We start from the raw sequence: 18,250 nt of genomic DNA on the forward strand, positions 1-18,250 counted from the left end.
GCCTATGGCGAGACGCCGAGGGCGGCTGCCTGTTGAGCGAGCCCGGTGATGAGTTTCCAGTCGCCGTTTTCGATGGCGTTGCGGGGTGTCAACCAGCTGCCTCCGACGCAGGAGACATTCGGCAGCCGCAGGTAGTCGGGTGCCGATGCCGGGCTGATGCCGCCTGTAGGACAGAACTGCACATGCGGGATGGGAGCTCCGATGGCAGCCACATAGGCGGGTCCGCCAGCCGGGCCTGCCGGGAAGAACTTCATGGCCTGAAGTCCCTGCTCCAGCACCGCCATGACTTCCCCGACCGTGGCAACTCCGGGGAGTATCGGAACTTCAAGGGTGAGCATGTGCCCTAGGAGGGCGGGCGTGACACCCGGGCTGACGAGGAACTGCGCGCCGGCATCCACCGCTGCATCGGCCTGTCCGGGTGCGAGGACTGTTCCCGCCCCAAGCAGGATCTCCGGCACTTCCCCTGCGATGAGTTTGAGCGACTCAAGGGCGCTGTCCGTGCGGAGGGTCAGCTCGATGATCCGGACCCCGCCGTCGGCGAGCGCGCGGGCCACCCGCACGGCGTGGCGTGGATCATCGATCGTGACGACGGGAATAACGGGGGAAACCCTCAGGATATGAGTGGCATCAGCCATGGTGGATCTCGTTTCTCAGGCCGTCCAGCCTGTGGTTGTCGACGATGCTGTGCGCCCGGGTCTGCTCAAACGTCGGGACGAATCCGGTGCCGCCTTTGCCGCCCACCACAAGGGAAGCGGCCGCGGCACCGTAGCGGGCCGCCGTCGTGAGCGTGTCGCCGAGCACCATGCGGGCGGTCATCGTTCCCACGAAGGCGTCCCCGGCACCGGTCTGGTCCACGACGGCGGGTGCCGGTATCGCTTCAACCCAAAGCGAAGCGGCGGCGCTGCCCAGCTGGATGCCTTCAGCTCCGCATGTCACCGCGACGTTCATGGCGCCGAGCTGCCGAAGCTTTCCGACGGCTTCCTCCGCGGATGCGCAGCTGAGGAGCGCCCCCGTTTCCCCCGGGAATGAGGGGGTCACGAGGAACGCCTGGGGCGCAAGTTCGGCGAGGTCCGCCGTCGCAGCCTCCACGGACGTCAGCCGCGGCCGGAAATTGGGGTCGAAGACAAAGCGGGGCGAAAGCCCTGCGGCCTTGAGAACGGCGGCGCGCGATGTACTCGAAATAGCGCAAGCGATCCCGCCCGCCACCACGGCACCGGCTGCCGAAAACACAGCGGGATCGACGTCGTCGGGGCTTAGCGTGGATCCAACGCTGCCGCGGCGGGCGTAGGAGAATTCCCGCTGGCCTTGGGGGTCGCAATGCACCAGGTACATGCCCTGCTGTCCCGGCCTGAACTTCAGGAGCTCCGTGGAAATACCGAGCTCCCCGACTCTGGCGGCAATCGCTTGCCCGAGCTCGTCGTCGCTCAGTACGGACAGCAGTCCCACACGGGCACCGGCCGCGGCGGCGGACGCCGCGACATTCAGCGCGTCCCCGGAGATGCCTAGCTGCGCCGGAACGCCGTGTCCGACGGGGACATCCGTCGCGATCTCAAGGAGGATTTCACCCATCACGACCACGTCGAACGGCTGCCGTTGGAGGGCTTCAGTCACCGTGTTCACCAGTCGTGGACCGAGCCGTCGAGGCGGCGGTTGATAGGCAAGTACTTCGGGTCGAAAGGAAACGTCAGCGCTGCCTCTTCGTCGAACGCCACCCCGAGGCCGGGAGCGTCGCCGGGGTGCATGTAGCCGTCAGTGAAAGTGTAGGACGTCTTGAACACTTCGCCTGCTGGATCCCGGTGCCCCATGTATTCCTGGATGCCGAAGTTCGGAATGCCCATATCCACGTGAAGCGCCGCAGCGAACGAGACCGGTGAAAGATCGCCGGCACCATGCGAACCCGAGCGGACGCCGTAAAGGTCGGCAAGGGAGAAGATCCGCCGCAGGTGGGTGATGCCGCCGGCGTGTGAAACCGAGGTGCGGATGTAGTCGATGAGGCGTTCCGTGATGAGCTGCTGGCAATCCCAGATCGAGTTGAATACTTCCCCGACGGCGATCGGCGTCGTCGTGTGCTGGCGGATCAGCCGGAACGCGGATTGGTCCTCTGCCGGGGTCGGATCCTCGATCCAGAACGGACGGTACTGCTCCAGCGAGGCACCCAGCCTGCCGGCCTCAATGGGCGTGAGCCGATGATGCACATCGTGCAGGACATGGACGCCGTAGCCGAACTGTTCGCGGACATGTGCCATCATCTTCGGCGCAAAATCCAGGTAGGCCGTGGTCTCCCACGTGTCTTCCTGCGGGACGTTGCCGCTCGCCGGCTCGTAGGTCTTCCCGTCCACAGGCGCGATCCCGTACGTCTTTTCCAGCCCGGGAACCGCCGCCTGGGCACGGATGGCCTTGTAGCCGAGGTCAAGGTGATGCTGAAAGTCGGCGTCGAGGTCCTCAAGGCTGGATCCACTCGCGTGACCGTAGACCATGACGCCTTCACGGGCCGCGCCGCCCAGGAGCTCATAGACGGGCATGCCGGCCGCCTTGCCCTTGATGTCCCAAAGCGCGACGTCGATAGCGGCGATCGCGGTCATGGTCACCGGGCCGCGGCGCCAGTACGCGCCCTTGTAGAAGTACTGCCAGGTGTCCTCGATACGGCGTGCGTCGCGGCCGATCAGCAGCGGGCAGAGGTGCTCGGACAGATAGGACGCCACGGCCAGCTCGCGGCCGTTGAGCGTGGCGTCGCCGATGCCGGTGATGCCGTCCTCGGTTTCAATAACGAGCGTGACGTAATTTCGTCCCGGGGACGAAACCACCACCCGTGCGTCGGTGATCTTCACTGCTTGGTCCTTCAAGTAGGTGGCAGTACATGTCGTTTTGAGCCGTCAAAACGACACCTACTGCGAGTTAGTTGGGTTGCTTAAGAATTGCTTGGCTTAGCTCAGCTGGAGCATGACTTTGCTGCTGCCGGATGTCGGGTCTGTGGCAACCCTCATTGCTTCGGCGGCCTGGTCAATGGCGAATTTATGCGTGATCACGGGTGAAACATCCAGGCCGTCGGCCATGGCGAGCAGCGCGTCGCTGATTTCGTCCACGAAACGGTACGAGCCGATCCACGTGATTTCACGCGTCACCAGGTCACCAATGGCCGAGAGGCCCGGGGCGCCCGGAAGGTTGCCCACCTGGACAATGGTTCCGCCGCGCGCGGTGGCTTTGAGGACGCTGCCGAGGACTCCAGGGATACCAGAGGCCTCAAAAACCAGTTCGACGTCGTCGGGAAGCGCGCCGCCGCTTGCAACATTAAGCACCTCGTCGGCCCCCATGGACTTCGCGATCCGCAGCGAGGCGTCGTTGATGTCCGCCGCGATGACAGTCCTGGCTCCCGCGTACTTGGCAGCAGCAATCACCAAGGAACCGATCGGACCCGCACCGTTCACCAAGACGTCCCGCCCTATGAGTGATCCCGCCCTGCCGACGGCGTGCATAGCAACGGCGAGCGGTTCAGCGAGCGCACCACGCAACGTGTCCACGCCGTCGGGCAGGGACCTGAGTTGCGATGCCCGGACGCGCTTCCGTTCACTGAAGCCACCGTCCGTGTGCGGGTCAAAGGCGGCCGAGCCAAAGTACCGAACGTGCGGATACAGGTTGGTACGTCCGGCCAAACGCTCCGGCATGACGCCATCGCCTACCAGTTCCGCGGGATGTACCGTGACAGGCTGGCCGACGTCGAAATTCTCGACGCCGGCGCCGAGCTGGGCGATGCGCCCTGCAACTTCATGGCCCAGGATGAGCGGTGATTTCAGCGTCGCTGTTCCAGATGCACCGTGCTTCCAGTACGACAAATCAGAGCCGCAGATCCCGCCCCACTCGACGTCGATTACCACTTCTCCGTGCCCCGCGACGGGCTCGGGCCGTTCGTCGATGCGGAGGTCGTTGGCGCCGTGGACCGCTACCGCTTTCATACGGCGTCTTCCAGGAGGACCATGTCACGGCCACGGACTTCCGGTCCGACGGCGGCGGAAATCAAGGTAATCAGGGAGTAGCCGATGAGCATCGCGGCCAGCGGCCACCATTGACCGGTGACGGCTGTCAGGGTTGCAGCCAGCAGAGGACCGATGGCGGTGGCGAGGATGCCGCCGATTTCCTTGGCCAGCGCCAGCTGGGTGAAGCGGGTGCGTGCTCCAAAGAACTCGGCCATGGTGACGCTCTCCATCGAGAAGAGGCTGAGAACGCCCAGGTTAAGACCGATGACCATGCCCGTCGTGATGACGGCGGGATTTCCGCTGGTGACCATCAGCATCATGGGGATCGCGAAGAGAGCGCTCAAGGCGCTGATGGCCAGGTACAGGGGCCTGCGTCCGAAACGGTCGCCCAGGAGGCCGATCAGCGGAATTGTGACGAAACCGAGCAGGGACCCGTACACGATGGCCGTGGTGCCTACGGTCTTGTCGACCAGAAGCACCGTGGCGAGGTAACCGACAAGGAATGTTTGGACGAGGCCGGAGTTGCCAGCTTGGCCAAAGCGCAGACCAAGCGCGATGAGGAAGGCTTTGCCCTTGCGTTGGTGGAGCGCGGCTTCGATGGTGCTGGTTGCTTTCTTGTTGTCCTTGGCTTCGCGAACAACGTCCTTGGACAGGATGTCTTGCTTGGAGAGGGCCACGCCGTCAACAACGTCTGCACGCTCCTCGAACACCGGGCTTTCCTTGAGGGAGCGGCGAATCCACACCGCGAAGATCATCAGCACGAAGCTGGCAAGGAACGGGATGCGCCAGCCCCAACTGAGCAATTGGTCTTGGGGAAGAGCTGCAACGAGGATCGCCCAGAGCGCTGAAGCGCCCAGGGTTCCGGAGTTGGTCCCGAGGCATACCAACGAAGAAATCAGGCCGCGACGGCGGGCGGAGGCATATTCGGTGAGCATGACCGTTGCCCCGGCAATTTCGGCGCCGGCGCCAAAGCCCTGGATGAGGCGCAGCGCGACGAGCAGGATCGGTGCCCAAATACCGATCATCCCGTACGTGGGAAGCACCCCGATCAGGGTGGTGGACGCACCCATGAGTGCGATGGTGATGAACAGGACTTTCTTGCGGCCGATCCGGTCACCCATGCGGCCGAAATAGATCGCGCCGACGAGGCGGGCCACATATCCGACGCCGTAGGTTGCCATCGCGGCGATCAAACCGATGACCGGGCTGACGTCCGGAAAGAAGATCTTGTTGAAGACGATGGCCGCTGCTAGCGAGTAGAGCTGGAAGTCCATGAATTCCATGGCAGTCCCGAGCCAACCGGAAACGGCAACCTTTGCGAGGTCGCCGGTACTCCTGGTAGTTGGCTTGACGGCGGGTGGGGCAAAGCTCTCGGTCATCAATTGCTCCTTTGCAGGCGATGAAAAGCGAAATGGAGAATTCTCGGAGGAAATGCCAGCCGTCGTGATGCCCTGGAAGCGAGGCCTCAGGAAGATGAATTCGGCTGATTTATTACTACCATACAAGCACTACCATTCTAGTCTGTCAATGGATATTAGACTGGACATGTGGCTACGAATAAACCAGCAAGTGAACAGGCGCCCCGGCTTTCGGTGCGTGACCGGACCCTGGACACCCTCCGGCGTCGAATCATTTCGCTTGAGCTGCGGCCCGGTGAGCCCCTGTCCGAAAATGAACTGGCCCAGGAGCTAGGGGTCAGCAGGACGCCGGTCAGGGAAAGCCTGATTCTGCTGCGCGAAGAAGGCCTGGTCCAGGTCTTTCCGCAGATCGGTTCGTTCGTCTCCCTGGTGGATCTCGGCAGGGTCGCCGAAGCCCAGTTCGTCAGGGAGGCCATCGAGTGCGCTTCCCTGGTTGACGCCGTGGTTGATCGCGACGGGATTGAGGGGCTCCGCGAAATCCTCACGGACCAACGAGGTGCCGAGGCCGCCGGCGATATAGACGAGTTCTTCAGGCTGGACGAGGACTTCCACCGCGAACTGCTCCGCCTCGCAGGCCACGAAACCGCATGGACCGCGGTCAATTCAGCAAAGGCTCATTTGGACCGTGCGCGGCGGCTGAGCCTCATCGACACCCGGCCGGTGTCCACCCTGATCGAGCAGCACACCGCAATCGTGGACGCGCTGGAGGCCAGCGATCCCGCCGGCGCCGACCATTCGCTGCGCCTCCACCTGCGGGGCGTTTTCGACGACGTCAAGCGCATTCAGGCAGCTACGCCCGAACTCTTCTCCGACGGCACCGCGCCGCGCCCGATCCGCCGGAGCATCGCCCGGCTGACCTAAAGTCCGGAGAGCCGTTAGCCGCGCGAGATCTCGATCATGTCCTCGCGCGGAACCACCTTGATGCGTTCGCGTACGACGCCGGCGTCCGGGTTTTCGGCGGTCCATTCGGCGCCGAGGGCTACTTCGTGCGCATCGAGCTTGTTCCAGCCTTCCCAGGTGGTGTACTCGATGCCCCGCTCTTCCAGGAGGTTGATGATGGCTTGCGGGTCCGGGTTTTCTGCCGGGGGCAGCGTGAGGCGGTCCTCCAGTAGGCAGCCGATGGTCTCCAGCGCGTCGCCCTTGGTGTGCCCGATCAGGCCGACGGGCCCGCGCTTGATCCAGCCAGTGGCGTAGATGCCGGGTACCGGCTTGCCGTCGGCGCCCAGCACCCGTCCGCCGTCGTTCGGAATGACGCCGCGGCGGGCGTCGTACTCAAGCTCGTCCAGCGGCGAACCGTGGTAGCCGATGGCGCGGTAGACGGCCTGGATCGGATAGTCCACGAACTCGCCGGTGCCTTTGACGTTGCCCGTGCCGTCCAGCTGCATGCGCTCGAACTTGATGCTGGAGACTTTCCCGGAGCCGTCCTCGGAAACGATCTCCACCGGGCTGTGCAGGAAATGGAGGTGCAGGCGGCGGGACGAGGGCCGCTCGGCTTCGGCGTGTTCCTCGACGAGCCAGTTGGTCAGCGTGTTGACCATGGTCTTGATCTGGTTGTTGCTGCGGATGGCCTCGTCTGAGGCTTCGTCAAACTCGAAGTCTTCCGGGTACAGCACAATGTCGACGTCGTTGGAGTGCGAGAGCTCGCGCAGTTCCAGCGGAGTGAACTTGATCTGGGCGGGGCCGCGGCGTCCGAAGACGTGGACGTCGGTGACCGGGGAGGCTTTGAGGGCGGCATAGACGTTGTCCGGGATTTCGGTCACCAGGAGGTCATCTGCGTGCTTGGAGAGCATGCGGGCCACGTCGAGCGCGACGTTGCCGTTGCCGATGACCGCTACTTCCTTGGCATCCAGCGGCCATTCACGGGGCACGTCGGGGTGTCCGTCATACCAGGAGACGAAGTCAGCTCCGCCGAAGGAGCCCTCCAGCTCGATGCCCGGGATGTTCAGGTCAGCGTCCTTGATGGCGCCGGTAGAGAAGATCACCGCGTCGTAGAAGGAGCGGAAGTCATGCAGCGTGAGGTCGCGGCCGTACGTCACGTTGCCGAGGAAGCGGATGTCTCCGCGGTCCAAGACCTTGTGGAGCGCGTTGACGATGCCCTTGATGCGGGGGTGGTCCGGCGCCACGCCATAGCGGATCAGGCCGTACGGCGCAGGGTATGCCTCGAAAAGGTCAATACTGACCTCGACGTCGCCGTCCTTGACCTCGTTCGATTTGGTCAGGATATCCGCGGCGTACACGCCGGCCGGTCCTGCGCCGACAATAGCGACGCGCAGTGGACGTTTTGAGGTGGTTTCGGCCGAGTTGGACACCGTGAACCCTTCTGAGACAGGAATCCGCCCCGCGTGGTGGGGCGCGCAGTTTCCAATTCTAGTTCTCACTTGTGGCCGGAGTGTCAGTACGTGGCGGGAGGTGACACAACTGGGCGAGGAAGCTCACACTAACTTTCCGGCCGTACGGTCAGGAATACCCTCGCAAAATGTGATGTTGTTGACTTTGTGCCTACGCCCGAGCAAACCGTGCCTGCCCAGTCCGCCACCACCGCGCCGAATGCTTCCGCTGCAGCATCTGCCGCCGCTGCCATGGCAAAGAAGGAGACGACGGCGGGTGTCGTGTTCGGTATCGGGGCGTACGGTCTGTGGGGGCTGCTCCCGCTCTACTTCGTAGTGTTGCAACCCGCCGGAGCCGTGGAAATCGTCGCCAACCGAGTGGTGTGGTCGCTCATTTTCTGCGCCCTGCTCATCACCATCACCCGGACATGGCGCCTCCTCGGCAATGCATTCAGGGACCGGGCCGTCCTTGGACCGCTCGCGATAGCCGCCGGGCTGATCGCCGTCAACTGGCTGACCTACACCTTCGGCGTCACCACCGGGCACGCGGTCGAAGCTTCGCTCGGCTACTTCATCAACCCACTCGTGTCTGTGCTCCTTGGGGTGTTCGTCCTGAAGGAAACGCTTCGCCCGCTCCAGTGGGCCGCCGTCGTGATCGGCTTCATCGCCGTCGGCGTTTTGACGGTTTCCTATGGCAAGCTGCCGTGGATCGCTTTGGTCCTGGCGTTCAGCTTTGGACTCTACGGCTTCGTGAAGAAACGCGTAGGGCCAAAGGTCAACGCCATCACGAGCCTAACTGTGGAAACCGTGGTCCTCGCTCCTATCGCCGGCGCCACCATGATTGTTCTCGGTCTCACGGGTGCCGGGACTCTGGGCAGCAACGGCCCGGGCCACTTCTGGCTGCTGGCCGCTTCGGGCATCATCACCGCCGTGCCGCTCCTGTTCTTCGGCGCCTCCGCGCGCCGCCTGCCCATGACCACCATCGGCCTCCTGCAATACTTCGCGCCTGTCCTCCAGTTCATCGTGGCTTTGGCGGTCCTTCACGAGACCATGACACCGGACCGCTGGGTGGGCTTTGGAATCGTGTGGCTGGCGTTGCTGCTCCTGACCCTCGACATGCTGCGTACGGCACGCAAGAACTCGGTCATCAGGAAAAGCGCACGGCTCAGCGCGGCCTAAGCAGCTTCCCGCGCCTGCACCCACGGGGGACATGCCCCCTGTTAAACGCCAAGGATGGACATAGTCACACTATGTCCATCCTTGGCGCGTAGAGGTGGGCATGTCCACCTGGAGGCTGTGGCTAAGCGTTGGCCTTGATGGCCGCTGCCAGGACCTCGAGGCCGTCCAGGAGCAGTTCGTCGCTGATGACCAGCGGCGGCAGCAGACGGATCACATTGCCGTAGGTACCGCAGGTCAGGATGATGACGCCTTCCTGGAGGCACGCGGCGGCAACAGCCTTGGTCAGTTCCGCGTTCGGTTCCTTGGAACCGGCCTGGACCAGTTCGATCGCCAGCATCGCACCGCGCCCACGGACGTCGCCGATGACACCACCTGCAGAAGGATCAGCGGCCAACTCACGCAAACGGCCGAGTGCGACGTCCTCGATGTGGCGCGCGCGGGCGTTGAGGTCGTGCTTTTCCATGGTGCCGATGGCAGCAAGAGCTGCAGCACAAGCCACCGGGTTGCCACCGTAGGTGCCGCCGAGGCCGCCCGGGTGGACGGCGTCGAGCAGGTCTGCGCGGCCGGTGATCGCGGACAGCGGGAGGCCGCCGGCAATGCCCTTGGCCATGGTGATGATGTCCGGGACAACACCCTCGTGGTTGACGGCGAACCATTCACCCGTGCGGCAGAAACCGGACTGGACCTCGTCCGCAATGAAGACGATGCCCTTGTCCTTGGCCCATGCGGACAGAGCCGGCAGGAAGCCTTCGGCCGGGACAATGAAGCCGCCCTCGCCCTGGATCGGCTCGATGATGATCGCGGCAACCTGCTCGCCGCCGATCTGCTTCTCGATCATGGTGATGGCGCGCTTGGCGGCCTCGGCACCGGTGATCTCCGGGTTTTCCTCGCGGAACGGGTAGCTCATCGGCATGCGGTAGACCTCGGGCGCGAACGGGCCAAAGCCACCGGCAGGGCCAGCCTTGTACGGCATGGCCTTGGCGGTGAGCGCCATGGTCAGGTTGGTGCGGCCGTGGTAGGCGTGGTCGAAGGCGACGACGGCGTCACGGCCGGTTGCCAGGCGTGCCACCTTGACGGCGTTCTCCACTGCTTCGGCGCCGGAGTTGAAAAGCACGGTGCGCTTCTCGTGGTCGCCCGGGGTGAGGCGGTTCAGCTGCTCGGCGACGGCGACGTAGCCCTCATAAGGCGTGACCATGAAACAGGTGTGCGTGAAGTGCGCTGCAGCGTCCTGGACGGCGGCGACGACGGCGGGATCCGAAGCGCCCACGCTGGTCACCGCAATGCCCGAGCCGAGGTCGATGAAAGAGTTGCCGTCGACGTCGCGGATGATGCCGCCGTCGGCGTCCTCAACGTAAACGGGCACGCCTGAGGACACACCGGCAGCGACGACGGCCGCGCGGCGCTCGTCCAGGGCCTGCGACTTGGGGCCGGGGAAGGCGCCGTTGATGCTGCGCTTCTGGTCCAGGCGGTAGGTGATTTCATGTGCTGTTGCGGTCATGATGGTTCTTTCTTTCTTATGCTTGCCGTGTTTGGGCGTCGGGCGTCATACGCCTGAGTTAGGCATCAAGGGCGGACATGACGTGCTTGATGCGCGTGTAGTCCTCGACGCCGTACATGGACAGGTCCTTGCCGTAACCGGACTGCTTGAAGCCGCCGTGGGGCATCTCAGCGGTCAGCAGGATGTGAGTGTTGATCCAGACCGCACCGAAGTCCAGGTCGCGGCTCATCCGCATGGCGGTGCCGTGGTCCGTGGTCCAGACACTGGATGCCAGGGCGTATTCGACGTCGTTGGCCAGCTCGAGTGCCTCGGCTTCGGTGGTGAACTTCTGGACAGTGATGACGGGTCCGAAGGTTTCCTTCTGGACGACGTCGTCGCTCTGCTTGGCGCCGGTGATGATGGTGGGCTCGAAGAAGAAGCCCTTGTCACCGGCGCGGTGACCGCCGGTTTCGATCTTGCAGTTGGCCGGCAGGTGCTCCACCACCGAGTTCACGGCGTTGAAGTGGTTCACGTTGTTGAGCGGGCCGAAGTAGTTTTCCTCGTCGTTCTGCGAACCGGTGTGCAGCGTCTTGGTGTGCTCCACCATGGCGGCAACCATGTCGTCGTGGATGGAGTCCTCGATCAGCACACGGGTGATGGCCGTGCAGTCCTGGCCGGCGTTGAAGAAGGCGAATTCGGCGATGGCCGCGGCGCTCTTCTTGATGTCGGCATCCTTGAAGACGATGGCCGGGGCTTTGCCGCCGAGCTCCAGGTGGGCGCGCTTGAGTCCCTTCGCCGCCCCACTCGCGACGGCAATGCCGGCACGTACGGAACCGGTGATCGAGACCAGGCCAGGGACCTTGTGCTCGACCATCATCGAGCCGGTGGCCGCGTTGCCGAGGACCACGTTGAGAACGCCGGCCGGGAAGATCTCCCCCGCCAAGCGGGCCAGGACCAAGGTGGATTCCGGCGTGGTATCGGAGGGCTTGAGAACAACGGTGTTGCCTGCTGCGAGGGCGGGGCCGATCTTCCAGATGCCCATGAGGAAGGGGTAATTCCACGGTGCAACCTGGGCCACGACGCCGATCGGTTCGCGGCGGACGTACGAGGTGTGGCCCTCGAAGTACTCGCCTGCGGACTTGCCTTCCATGATGCGCGCGGCCCCGGCGAAGAAGCGGAGCTGGTCTGCACCAGCGGCAACTTCCTCGGATGCAATGAGGGCGCGGACCTGGCCGGTGTTGCGGTGCTGTGCCTCAACGAGCTCGTCGCTGTTGGCCTCGATGGCATCAGCGAGCTTGAGCAGCATGAGCTGGCGCTGGCCGGGCGTGACATGCTTCCAGGACTTGAAGGCTTCCTTCGCCGCGTTCATGGCCGCATCGACGTCGGCCGCCGTGGAAATAGGCGCCTGGGCGACAACCTCCCCGTTGGTGGGGTTCACGATGTCGAGCAGTTCGGTGCCTGCCGGCGTGACGAACTCGCCGTTGATGAAGTTCTGCAAGGTTTGGACCACGGTGTACAACCTCTTTCGGTGTCTAGGCATTGGTTGCAGCTGCTCCGAGCCTATGCCAGCACCCCGCGGCGCGGAATAGTCAGGTGCACACCCCGACCACCCAGACTTAGTGCGAATGACCAGTGCCGGGATATCCTTTTTGGCATGGCAATGTCACTCGCCGCGCTCGTCGGCGTCCCCTCTCTTCGGCTCCGTAAAGCCGGCCTCGCGGAAACCACCTGGAACGAAGATATCCGTTGGGTGGCCGTGACCGAGCAGGAGGATCCCCAACGCTTCCTCAACGGCGGCGAGCTGATCCTGACCACTGGCCTCAGGCTCAACGGAGCCGCGGAACAGCGCCGCTTCGTGCGCCAGGTCCAGCGCGCGGGAGCCGTCGGCATCGGCTTCGGCACCGGGCTGACCCACGAGGCCGTGCCCCCTGCCCTCATTGCGGAAGCGAACCGCTGGGGCCTGCCCCTCGTCGAAGTCCCGTACGAGACCCCTTTCATCGCAATCGGCAAACTCGTGGCCGATTCCCAATCCGCTGACCACTACTCGAAGCTGGAGCGCCTCATCGCCGGCCACCAGATCCTGGCCCGGGCCTTGCTGACCGGTGGCGGACTCGGCGAACTGCTCAAGCAGTTGGGCAGCATGCTCCGGACCGACATCGCGCTCACGCAGTTCAGCGCCCAGCTCTACAACAGCGTGGCCGGCAACCCCGCACCGACGGCTGACGACTGGGCCTCCTTCCCCATCCCGACAGGCCGCCGCGACGCCTGCACCCTATGGATCAAGCAGCCCTTCGGCGACACCGGGATTGTCAGTTATGCGCAAAACCTAATCAGCGTGGAACTCAACAACATGGTCAAGCAGCGCCAGAGCCAGCGGGCCTTGGCGGGCCAGGTGCTGGACGACGTCATCCACGGAACGCTGGACACGGTGGAGGGCGCCCGCCGCCTGGCTGGCGTCGGAATCAACAGCACGCGCAAGAACGTGGTGCTGCTGGTGGTCTCCGCAGCCCACCACAAACAACTCGGCAGCACCTCACTGCCGCAGTCGCTCGACGGCGGGGTGACCGCCGTCGTCGGGAAGGACCTGGTGACGGTAGTGCCCGACGACGGCAGTTCCGCGAGCGCGCTCGCGAAGGACCTCAGTGATCACCTTCTGGAAGCGGGGATCCATGCGGTGATCGGGATCGGCGGCGCGTACACCAAGCCGAACGGCGTTCGCTGGAGTTACTTCGAAGCGCGCGACGCCGTGGCCCACGGCCTGCCCGTCAACGAACCAGAGCGGCTCAGCCTGACCTCGCTGTTGCTCGCGAGCGAGGATGTGCCGTTGGCCGATATGGCCAGTGAGGCCCTCACCCCCCTGCGCAAGTTCGACGCCACGCACGGCTCGGAGCTCGTTTCGACCCTGGAAAGCTACCTCAACCACAATGGTTCGGTGGCCGCCGTCGCAGAAGCCCTGACCCTGCACCGCAATACGGTCCGCTACCGCTTGGCGCAAATCACGGACCTCACCGGCTACGACCCTGCCCAGACTCCGGACCGGGTGCAGTTGTGGCTTGCCCTGGCGGTACAACGGCTGGGAGCGCGCAACCCGCGCTGAGGGTTCTTCGCGGCCGGCCGGCCCAACTAGTCCCCACCGCGACGGGGCCTAGCGGAAGATGTCGGCGGCGACACCCATGATGATCCTGTCCCCAGGGGTCGACTTTTGCAGGAAGTCCACAACTGCCCAATCGTCCAGCGAGATGCACCCGGCGGTAGGCACTTTGTTTTCGTGCAGGAAGATGGCAAATCCGGCGTCTTGGACGATCGGAGAATCAGGGGGACGGTTGTAGTTGATGACGGCCCCTTGCCGGTAATCATGCTGCGGGCGCGTAGCGAAATACCACATGTTCTCGTCATAACCCACCCACGAGCTGGATTCGAAGTACGTGTTGTAGCTCCCGGTCCATGGATTTCCACCCCAGCGCGAACCGGGGTTCAGCGTGCGGTACGGAAGGGCCGTCCCCGGATTACCCAAGCCGAAGGCCTCCGTGACGGAGAACGAGCCGGTGGGCGAGTAGTTGTAGCGTGTAGGACCCGAGGGAACTCCGGGTGGCTTGAACCCACTGGCGCCCACAAAACCGCTCGTGGTCCACTCCGCCACGTACATTCCTGCCACCCGCTTGCAGTACGCAACTCCGGCGAAGGACTGCCCATAGGCGGCGGTATATACCAAGGTCACGTGGTTGGCGTTGCCAGAGGAGTATTTCACTCGGCCGTCGTTCAACCCCGTGCACTCACTTTGCCTGTAGTCGCGGGTAGCGGCCGGCGTCCACGTCAGGAACCCGCCCTGGAAAGCTTGGACACATTCACCGTTGACGCACGTCTCAGGCGTCGCCGGATAGCCGAGGTAACTCAGATGCCAGCCCATTTGTTCGTACTTGGCTTTGATGGCTCCCCGAACAGGTTGTGCCCCCGTGGCCGGCGACCAGAAGATGAGACCGCCTTGAAACCACTCGTAGCACCCGCCGTCGCGCTGGCCGCACACCTCGCCCCCCAAGGGATAGCCAAGATAGCCGCCTGTTAGTCCGCCCATGTTGTCGTACTGGGCACGGATGCCGCCGTTGACGCCATTCGCCCCGGTCTGCGGCGACCAGTAGATGACGCCGCTTTGGAACTGCTGAAGGCAACCGGATGCTGGCTGGCCGCAGATTTCGTCGGAAACGGGATAGCCAAACCGTCCGTTTTCGAAGCCCGCACTGGCCCACGCAGAGCGAATGCCGCCGTGGCTTGTCCGTGCCCCGCTGGCCGGTGACCAGATGACGGCCCCGTGCTGATACATCTGGTAACAGCCACTGGCCTTGAGTCCGCAGGTCTCGCGGGTTGTCGGATAGCCCAGCCAGCCAGATTCAGCTCCGGCCGCAGCATACGCTGCGCCAATAGCCCCTGGTGTCCACACTCCGGCCGCTCCCGACGCCGAGCTCCACAGAATTCTCAGATTCCCGAAGCTCTGCTGGCATCCGGAGTTCACCAGATCGCATAGTTCCGGGCTCGTGGGGTACCCCGCTTGGGCGTAGCCACCATACAAGCGGAACAGGGAGTCGCCGATGCCACCCTTGGTCCAGACAGTCTGAGGACCGCCGACAGCGCTCCAGGTGATATCCAAACCACTGGAGAACTTCTGATAGCAGCCATTGCTATCGCATTTTTCCTCGCCGAGGGGATATCCGAACGCGGAAAGCTGTCCGCTTTCGTGCCACTGGGGCCCCGTCTTTCCTGCCGTGAGCAGCACGGCGTTAGCACCAGTGAGCGCCGTGGAATAGATGCGTCCGCCGGCAAACAACTGAACGCAAAGGAGATCCTGGTCGCACGATTCATCCGCTGTAGCGGCCCCCAAAGGTCCCGCCGCACCACCCAATAGCTGCCATTTGGCCCCGATCGCTCCTGTAGGAACGATGTCGACGGCGGTCGGAGCGAGGTTCGGCGGGGCCGCGGGCGCTACGTCCCGGGTCGGAGCGGGCGCGGGCACCGAGGAGGGCGCTGTTGGAGCCGTCGTCGCTGGCATCCCCGTCGGTTCCTGGGTCGGGGCCGTGCCATTGCTCGGCTGAGGGGCGGGCGTCTCCGAAGGTGCCGGAGACGTGGAGACGGCGGGAGACGGCGTCGGAGACTCCACTGCCGGGAGAGCGACGGCGGTTGCCGCCGTGGGCGCGAGCCCGGCCGCGACAACGGCGGTCAGGACAAACGTTGCTAAGGCACGGATAGCCCGTGTGGCACTGTTTCCGGTCACTTTGAGACCACCGCATCACACGTGGAGCCGGCAGGTGCCGCCTGGGCGACTTCTGCTGCGCGGACTTCCGTGCTGGCGCCGGCAGCGACTTCCTTCTCGATCATCGCGTGCCCGGCCACGCTGCTTGTCGTTCCCACGGCGATCGCGATCGTGTACTTCACGGACGCCGTTCCGGTGTTGTGCAGCGTCCCGGAGAAAGACCAGGTGCCGTGAGCGTCGGCCGCACATTGCACATTCTTCAGCGCATCAGTGACGAGAGAGTCGGGCGCGGATACGCTCGGCGCGGGCAACGGCGGCGAAGGAGTCGTCGCGGGCGCTGAAGGTGGTGCAGCGGCGCTCGAAGGTGATGCTGACGACGGCGCGCCGCAAGCGCCAAGAGTAAAAATTCCGACGGCAGCGAGCACGACAGTAAAGGGCCAGTTCTGCATTCTTCCCCCAAAAAATGTTCATAACCTGCCCAGAACCGTGTTCCTGGCCAGCAACAGTTGCGAGACTACCAGCGCCCGGACTTCAACCGGGAGATTTCCACCACAAAACTTCCCGCGCCAAACATCAAACGTCTAACCTTTAAGCATGGCCTCAACTCACCCGACTCCCCACGCAACGGAAGCAACAACTGTGCCCACCGGCGGCGGTACGGTGGCGCCGAAATCCCGGGCGGTCGCCGTCGTCGGGATCATCGCGGTCATCTTGATCGGCCTTAACCTGCGCGCCGGCATCACGAGCGCCGCGGCGCTGTTCCACGATTTGCAGGCATTCCTCGGCTACGGGGCGCTTGTCGCGTCGATTCTTCCGTCCATCCCCTTGCTGTGCTTCGCCGTCGCAGGGTTGGGCACCTCGTGGCTATCTCGCCGGATTGGCGTCGAGAAGTCGATCCTCGTGGCGCTGGCCATGCTGGCTGCCGGGCTCCTGGTCCGCAGCGTCCCCGCAACCGGCGCCCTCCTCGCCGGAACAGTGCTGGCGATGTCCGGCCTGGCGGTGTGCAACGTGGCCATGCCGTCGTACATCCGCGAGCACTATGCAAGCAAGACCTCCATGATGACCGGCCTCTACACGTTCACGATGTCCGCGGGTGCCACCTTCGCGGCAGCGGTCAGCGTGCCCTTGGCGCAGCAACTGGGCTCGCCGTCGATGGGCCTGGCGGCCTGGGGACTCCTTGGCGTCGCCGCACTTCTTGGCTTCCTCCCGATGGTCCTCCACACCCATCGCACTTCACGGAAGGCCAACCAGGAGCACGTATCCATGTGGCCGCTCCTGCGCACACGCCTTGGATTCCTCATCACTTCCATCTTCACGTTGCAGGCCCTCCTGGCGTATGCCGTGATGAGTTGGTTTGCCTACATCCTGACAACCCAAGGACTCAGCGCCTCCGAGAGCGGCCTGCAGTTCGGCCTCATGCAGCTGGTATCCGTCGCTGCCGGCATGATCCTCCTGGCCATCGGCTCGCGGCCCGGCATGATGCGGCCTGCCCTGTTCCTCGGCAGCGGGACCACCCTTCTGGCAATCCCGGCAATGCTGTTGCTCCCGACGTCGTTCGCCTCGGTTCCCGCCGTAATGTTCGGTTTCGGCCTGGGCATCTTCCCCCTGGTCCTGGTGATCATCAGCCGCAGCGGGCGTACGACGGCGGAGACCACCGCCATGTCCACTGTCGCCCAGTCCGTGGGGTACTTGATCGCGGCGTTGGGACCGTTCGGCATGGGTCTGCTCCACAGTGCCACCGGAGCTTGGACCCTCCCCCTGGCGCTCCTTGCCGCGGTGGCCCTGGCCCTCATGGTGACTTGCCACCAGCTGACCAGCAAACGCACGCCGATCAAGGCCGGGCCAAGGCCCGTGGCATGAGCCTGACACCTTCGCACCGGCCCGCCTTGGCCGAGGAAGTCACCAGGCAACTGCGCGGCATGATCCAGTCCGGAGAGTGGCCGCTGCAGGAGAAGATTCCGGCCGAGCCGGAACTCATGGCCTCGCTCGGAGTCTCGCGCGGAACACTCCGCGAAGCCATCAAAGCCTTGGCGCACAGCGGCATGTTGGAGGTCCGCCGCGGTGACGGCACCTATGTCCGGGCCACGAGCGAAATCTCCGGCGCAGCCCAACGCATGTACAAGGAACATACGCAGGAGCACGTAGTCGAGGTCCGGGTGGGGCTCGACACCCAGGCCGCCCGGCTGGCCACGAAGCATGCCACGGCCGAGGACATCGCCGCCATGCGGGCCCTTCTCCAACTACGCCACGACGCGTGGCTCGCCGCCGACTACCCTGCCTGGGCCCGAGCCGATTGGGATTTCCACGAACGGGTGGCGCTGGCTTCGGGCAACCCGTTGCTGCACCAGTTGTATGTGTCCTTCGGCGGGGTCTTCCACGACGATCTCCTGCGCCAGCAACGCAAGGCCGGCTTCAACGGCATCCCGCACGAAGGTCACGACGAGCTCGCCGACGCCATCGAAGCACGCGACGAGGCCGCCGCCGTCGCGAGCGTCTACCGCAACCTGGACTTCGCCGCGGAATGGATCAACAAATGACGCCCGCTCACCTATGACCGGGTTTTGACCAACGCCCGCTCACCTATGACCGGGTTTTGACCAACGCCCGCTCACCTATGACCGGGTTTTGACCAACGC

General features: G+C 64.3%; 15 protein-coding genes. 5 read left to right on the top strand and 10 right to left on the bottom strand.

What is annotated here, in order from left to right; all coding sequences use genetic code 11:
• Positions 1 to 2: 2 nt before the first annotated feature.
• The 5 genes from eda to ABEA18_RS08005 form a co-directional block, all read right to left on the bottom strand.
• Positions 3 to 635 carry a bifunctional 4-hydroxy-2-oxoglutarate aldolase/2-dehydro-3-deoxy-phosphogluconate aldolase gene (gene eda / locus ABEA18_RS07985; protein ID WP_345448709.1) on the bottom strand — a complete coding sequence of 211 codons (633 nt, stop codon included), beginning with the start codon at positions 633 to 635 and terminating at the stop codon, positions 3 to 5.
• Positions 628 to 1,569: a PfkB family carbohydrate kinase gene (locus ABEA18_RS07990; RefSeq protein WP_345449077.1), complete on the bottom strand. Its 942-nt coding sequence runs from the start codon at positions 1,567 to 1,569 to the stop codon at positions 628 to 630. The genes eda and ABEA18_RS07990 overlap by 8 nt, the downstream gene beginning before the upstream one ends.
• Before the next feature lie 47 nt (positions 1,570 to 1,616).
• On the bottom strand, positions 1,617 to 2,828 hold the full coding sequence (gene manD, locus ABEA18_RS07995) for a D-mannonate dehydratase ManD (RefSeq protein ID WP_345448710.1): 1,212 nt from the start codon (positions 2,826 to 2,828) through the stop codon (positions 1,617 to 1,619).
• 96 nt (positions 2,829 to 2,924) lie between these two features.
• Positions 2,925 to 3,950, bottom strand: coding sequence for an L-idonate 5-dehydrogenase (locus tag ABEA18_RS08000; RefSeq protein WP_345448711.1), 1,026 nt, complete (start codon positions 3,948 to 3,950; stop codon positions 2,925 to 2,927).
• Complete coding sequence (locus ABEA18_RS08005) at positions 3,947 to 5,350, bottom strand: MFS transporter (protein ID WP_345448712.1); 1,404 nt, start codon at positions 5,348 to 5,350, stop codon at positions 3,947 to 3,949. The genes ABEA18_RS08000 and ABEA18_RS08005 overlap by 4 nt, the downstream gene beginning before the upstream one ends.
• Before the next feature lie 168 nt (positions 5,351 to 5,518).
• On the opposite strand from ABEA18_RS08005, the gene ABEA18_RS08010 reads away from it, so the two are divergent.
• Positions 5,519 to 6,250, top strand: coding sequence for a GntR family transcriptional regulator (locus ABEA18_RS08010; protein ID WP_345448713.1), 732 nt, complete (start codon positions 5,519 to 5,521; stop codon positions 6,248 to 6,250).
• 14 nt (positions 6,251 to 6,264) lie between these two features.
• Here the strand turns inward: ABEA18_RS08010 and ABEA18_RS08015 are convergent, their stop codons facing one another.
• Positions 6,265 to 7,698 (bottom strand): FAD-dependent oxidoreductase, encoded by a 1,434-nt coding sequence (locus ABEA18_RS08015; RefSeq protein WP_345448714.1) that lies wholly within the window; start codon positions 7,696 to 7,698, stop codon positions 6,265 to 6,267.
• A gap of 270 nt (positions 7,699 to 7,968) precedes the next feature.
• Here ABEA18_RS08015 and rarD point away from each other — a divergent pair, with 270 nt between their 5' ends.
• Positions 7,969 to 8,895, top strand: a complete 927-nt coding sequence (gene rarD, locus ABEA18_RS08020; protein ID WP_345449078.1) for an EamA family transporter RarD — start codon at positions 7,969 to 7,971, stop codon at positions 8,893 to 8,895.
• 121 nt (positions 8,896 to 9,016) lie between these two features.
• On the opposite strand, the gene gabT is transcribed toward rarD, so the two are convergent.
• Both gabT and ABEA18_RS08030 read right to left on the bottom strand, forming a co-directional pair.
• Positions 9,017 to 10,393, bottom strand: a complete 1,377-nt coding sequence (gene gabT, locus ABEA18_RS08025) for a 4-aminobutyrate--2-oxoglutarate transaminase (protein WP_345448715.1) — start codon at positions 10,391 to 10,393, stop codon at positions 9,017 to 9,019.
• Positions 10,394 to 10,451: 58 nt separating this feature from the next.
• Entirely contained in the window at positions 10,452 to 11,882 is a 1,431-nt protein-coding gene (locus ABEA18_RS08030; protein WP_345448716.1) for a gamma-aminobutyraldehyde dehydrogenase, read from the bottom strand.
• Between the two features lie 144 nt (positions 11,883 to 12,026).
• On the opposite strand from ABEA18_RS08030, the gene ABEA18_RS08035 reads away from it, so the two are divergent.
• Positions 12,027 to 13,469 (top strand): PucR family transcriptional regulator, encoded by a 1,443-nt coding sequence (locus tag ABEA18_RS08035; RefSeq protein ID WP_345448717.1) that lies wholly within the window; start codon positions 12,027 to 12,029, stop codon positions 13,467 to 13,469.
• 48 nt (positions 13,470 to 13,517) lie between these two features.
• Here ABEA18_RS08035 and ABEA18_RS08040 read toward each other — a convergent pair whose 3' ends face one another.
• Both ABEA18_RS08040 and ABEA18_RS08045 read right to left on the bottom strand, forming a co-directional pair.
• Entirely contained in the window at positions 13,518 to 15,635 is a 2,118-nt protein-coding gene (locus ABEA18_RS08040; RefSeq protein WP_345448718.1) for a hypothetical protein, read from the bottom strand.
• Positions 15,632 to 16,063, bottom strand: coding sequence for a hypothetical protein (locus tag ABEA18_RS08045; protein ID WP_345448719.1), 432 nt, complete (start codon positions 16,061 to 16,063; stop codon positions 15,632 to 15,634). The genes ABEA18_RS08040 and ABEA18_RS08045 overlap by 4 nt, the downstream gene beginning before the upstream one ends.
• Positions 16,064 to 16,208: 145 nt before the next feature.
• Between ABEA18_RS08045 and ABEA18_RS08050 the strand changes: the two genes are divergently transcribed.
• Positions 16,209 to 17,474: an MFS transporter gene (locus ABEA18_RS08050; RefSeq protein ID WP_345448720.1), complete on the top strand. Its 1,266-nt coding sequence runs from the start codon at positions 16,209 to 16,211 to the stop codon at positions 17,472 to 17,474.
• A complete protein-coding gene (locus ABEA18_RS08055) occupies positions 17,471 to 18,151 on the top strand; it encodes a FadR/GntR family transcriptional regulator (RefSeq protein WP_345448721.1) in 681 nt (226 codons plus the stop codon). The genes ABEA18_RS08050 and ABEA18_RS08055 overlap by 4 nt, the downstream gene beginning before the upstream one ends.
• Positions 18,152 to 18,250 lie beyond the last annotated feature (99 nt).

Origin of the sequence: Arthrobacter gyeryongensis (assembly GCF_039543785.1) — a bacterium.
In the GTDB taxonomy this organism is placed as follows: Bacteria; Actinomycetota; Actinomycetes; order Actinomycetales; family Micrococcaceae; genus Arthrobacter; species Arthrobacter gyeryongensis.

Bases quoted from the DNA above. Each gene is read 5' to 3' on its own strand.
- eda (WP_345448709.1), bottom strand. From the start codon at position 635: ATGGCTGATGCCACTCATATCCTGAGGGTTTCCCCCGTTATTCCCGTC.
- ABEA18_RS07990 (WP_345449077.1), bottom strand. From the start codon at position 1,569: ATGGGTGAAATCCTCCTTGAGATCGCGACGGATGTCCCCGTCGGACAC.
- ABEA18_RS08000 (WP_345448711.1), bottom strand. From the start codon at position 3,950: ATGAAAGCGGTAGCGGTCCACGGCGCCAACGACCTCCGCATCGACGAA.
- ABEA18_RS08005 (WP_345448712.1), bottom strand. From the start codon at position 5,350: ATGACCGAGAGCTTTGCCCCACCCGCCGTCAAGCCAACTACCAGGAGT.
- rarD (WP_345449078.1), top strand. From the start codon at position 7,969: ATGGCAAAGAAGGAGACGACGGCGGGTGTCGTGTTCGGTATCGGGGCG.
- gabT (WP_345448715.1), bottom strand. From the start codon at position 10,393: ATGACCGCAACAGCACATGAAATCACCTACCGCCTGGACCAGAAGCGC.
- ABEA18_RS08035 (WP_345448717.1), top strand. From the start codon at position 12,027: ATGGCAATGTCACTCGCCGCGCTCGTCGGCGTCCCCTCTCTTCGGCTC.
- ABEA18_RS08045 (WP_345448719.1), bottom strand. From the start codon at position 16,063: ATGCAGAACTGGCCCTTTACTGTCGTGCTCGCTGCCGTCGGAATTTTT.
- ABEA18_RS08050 (WP_345448720.1), top strand. From the start codon at position 16,209: ATGGCCTCAACTCACCCGACTCCCCACGCAACGGAAGCAACAACTGTG.
- ABEA18_RS08055 (WP_345448721.1), top strand. From the start codon at position 17,471: ATGAGCCTGACACCTTCGCACCGGCCCGCCTTGGCCGAGGAAGTCACC.